The organism is Streptomyces sp. FH025, from assembly GCF_017427025.1.
In the GTDB taxonomy this organism is placed as follows: Bacteria; Actinomycetota; Actinomycetes; order Streptomycetales; family Streptomycetaceae; genus Kitasatospora.
The window spans coordinates 1-3167 of sequence record NZ_JAFLNG010000800.1 but is presented as its reverse complement, the minus strand read 5'-3'; the positions used below and the strand labels follow the sequence as shown (position 1 = coordinate 3167).

The window sequence follows — 3167 nt, the reverse complement described above, 5'->3', positions numbered from 1 at the left end:
CGGTGCCGCGGCCCTGGTCGGCGGAGCGGCCCCGGTCGGTGCCGCGGTTCTGGCCGGTGGTGCGGGTGCCGCGGTCGCGCGGCGGGCGGGCAGGGGTGGTCACGGGGTCTCCGTCCGTCGGTCGGTGGCCCGCGTTGTCGCGGGCAGGTCGGCCGTCGTCTGGGAGTGCGCCGCCCCGGCCGTACGGCGGCATGGCGGAGGGCCCGCACCGTCGAGCGGTGCGGGCCCCCGCTTCACGAGATCAGGAGATCGCGCGTCAGCGTGGTGGCTGACGTCAGCCGATGACCTGGATGTTCTCGCCCTGCGGGCCCTTCTGGCCCTGGGTGACGTCGAACTCGACGCGCTGACCCTCGACGAGCTCACGGAAGCCCTGGGCCTGGATGTTCGAGTAGTGGGCGAAGACGTCCGGGCCGCCGCCGTCCTGCTCGATGAAGCCGAAGCCCTTTTCGCTGTTGAACCACTTCACGGTGCCGGTAGCCATAACCGTCTCCTCTAAATTGGGGCATCAGGGATCCACACTTCGTGAGTCCCCAAGTAGCCGCGATCCCCATCCGGAGACTGAAACACCGGACAAAACAAATGCGCCTGTCGGTTGGGACCAGCAGGCGCACACATACGTTCATGGGAACCAAAACTGCAACTGACTCGACTGTAGCATGCCGACACCCCGGTTGACCGGGGACTTTTGTGCCCGGCAGATCACGTTTGCCGCCCCCGGGAAGGGGGCAGCGGCGCCCCGCCGGAGCGGGGCGCCGCCTGTCGTTCAGCCGTGGTTCAGCCCGTGATCAGCAGTCACGGTCAGACCGCGGTCTCGGGCCGTGATCAGCGACGGCCGGCCGGCTCCGGCACGCCGTGCGCGTCGGCCAGCGGGGCCGGGCCCTCGCCGTGGCCGTTGCTGTCGCCGTGGCCGGGCCACCAGGCGCGGTGGCCGAGCAGGGCGGTGAGCGCCGGGGTGAAGAACATCGACATCACGAAGGCCGCGATGATGATGCCGATGGCGATCGAGAAGCCCATCTCGCTCATCATCGTGTTGCCGGCCAGCAGCATGGTGCCGAAGGTCGCGGCGAGGATGAAGCCGGCCGCGGCCACCGTCGGGCCGCCGTGGCGGATGGCCTGGCTGGCCGCCTCGCGGGGGTTGCGGCCCTCGCGGGCCTCCTCGCGCAGTCGGGCGATCATCAGGATGTTGTAGTCGGTGCCGAGCGCGACCACGAACAGGTAGATCAGGATCGGCAGCATGAACATCAGACCGGCCTCGCCCTTGATGTTCTGGAACACCAGGGTGGTGGCACCGAGGGTGGCGCCGAAGCCGAGGCCGACCGAGGCCATCAGGTACCAGGGGGCGACCACGCTGCGCAGCAGCAGGCCGAGGATGATCATGATCAGCACCGCGGCGATCGGGAAGACCAGGCTGTAGTCGTGGGCCATCGCCGTGTTGATGTCCTTGTACACGGAGGTGGTGCCGGCGACGAGCGCCTTGGTGCCCGCGGGCGCCTCGGCGTGGGCGACCTTGCGGACCTCGCCGATGGTGTCGATGGCCTTGTTGCTGGCCGCCTCGTCCTTCAGCACGACGGTGATGTCGGCGGTGAGCCCGTCCTGGCTGACCCCGTGCTCCGGGCTGGGCAGGGCGACGCTGGAGACGCCGTCGACCTTGCCGAGGTCGTTGGCGTAGCCCTGGAGGGCGCCGAGGTCGATCTTGTTGCCGTTCTCGCTGGTCACGTAGACGTGGGCGGGGTCGGCGGCGCCGGCCGAGTAGGCCTTGATCATGGTGTCCTGGACGACCATCGACTCCTTGTTCTTCGGCATGGAGCTTCCGGCCATGTCGAAGGTGCCCTTGTAGCCGAGGGCGGCGAACGCGAGGCCGACCATCACCAGGCCGGAGACCAGGGCGGCGGCCACCGGGCGGCGGCCGACGGTGCGGCCGATCGCGGCGAAGCGGGCGTTCGAGGGCTCGCGCTGCCAGGCCTTCGAGGGCCAGAACAGGACCTTCTCGGGGATCAGGCAGAGGATCGCGGGCACCAGGGTGACGGAGGCTATCGCGGTGACGGCCACGGCGATGGCCAGGGAGGGGCCGAGCGCCTTGAACATGCCGAGGCTGGACAGGACCAGCACGGCGAAGGCGACCACGACGGCGCCGGCGGCGGAGGTGATGGCCTCGCCGACCCGGCCGACCGCGTTGGCCACGGCCTCCTTGCGGTTGTCACCGGCCCGCAGCCGCTCGCGGTAGCGGAACATCAGGAACAGGAAGTAGTCGGTGCCGACGCCGTAGAGGACGACGGTGAGGATCTGCTCCATCGAGCTGTCGGCCTTGAGCCCGAACACCTTGCTGGCGTCGGAGATCAGACCGGTGGCGACCATGGAGTAGATGACCACGGAGAGCACCGGCAGCAGCGCGATGATCGGGCTGCGGAAGATGATCCCGAGGGTGAGCAGGATGATCACGACCGTGCCGAGGCCGATCAGCATGCCGGCCGTCTTGCTGGAGTCCTTCTGGTCCAGCGAGGTCGCGGCCGGGCCGCCGACCTGGTACTTCAGGTTGGTGCCCGAGGCGAGCGCCTTGCCCTCGTCACGGAGCTTCTTGGCGGCGTCGGTGAACTCGTCCGACTGCATCTTGGTCTTGTCGATGGAGACCAGCGCCATCGCGTACTTGTGGTCCTTGGAGTAGGACCCCATCTTCTCCGAGACCGGCAGGACCTGCTCGACCAGCGGGATCTTCTTGTCGGCCAGGCCCTGGGTGACCTTGTCCATGGCGGCGGCGTCGCTCTGGTCCAGCTGACCGCCGTCGTTGCGCTCGAAGAGCAGCAGCGCGGACGGCGAGAGGTTGGACGGGAACGCCTTCTGCTGGAGGTCCATGGCCTGGATGGACTCGTAGTGCTTGGGCAGGAAGGCGGCCTCGTCGGTGTTGGCCTTCAGCGGCGGGGCGGTCGCGATGATCGCGACCGCCGCGATCAGCCATGCGCCGATCACCCACCAGGCGCGGCGGACGACAACGTGTCCTAGTCGGTGGAACATGCTCGTGATGCCTCCTGGGCATGGTTCACCGCAGCCCTTGGGGGACGGGACGCCGGGCGACGGCAGGACCGGCCGGGCACGCGGAGTCGCGCCACCTAGCCGGTCGGCAGGTAAGTAGGTCTGGGCGTCATCTTACGAGCGTTTCGGGGTGGCCCCGC

2 protein-coding genes are annotated in these 3167 nt (G+C 68.9%); both read right to left on the bottom strand.

Features of this window, described 5'->3' with window-relative positions:
* Positions 1 to 274 precede the first annotated feature (274 nt).
* Complete coding sequence (locus J0670_RS34050; RefSeq protein ID WP_207816199.1) at positions 275 to 481, bottom strand: cold-shock protein; 207 nt, start codon at positions 479 to 481, stop codon at positions 275 to 277.
* 341 nt (positions 482 to 822) lie between these two features.
* Positions 823 to 3009, bottom strand: coding sequence for an MMPL family transporter (locus J0670_RS34045; protein ID WP_207816198.1), 2187 nt, complete (start codon positions 3007 to 3009; stop codon positions 823 to 825).
* Positions 3010 to 3167: the final 158 nt, after the last annotated feature.

Excerpts from the sequence above, each read along its gene's own strand:
- J0670_RS34050 (WP_207816199.1), bottom strand. The coding sequence starts at position 481 with ATGGCTACCGGCACCGTGAAGTGGTTCAACAGCGAAAAGGGCTTCGGC.
- J0670_RS34045 (WP_207816198.1), bottom strand. The coding sequence starts at position 3,009 with ATGTTCCACCGACTAGGACACGTTGTCGTCCGCCGCGCCTGGTGGGTG.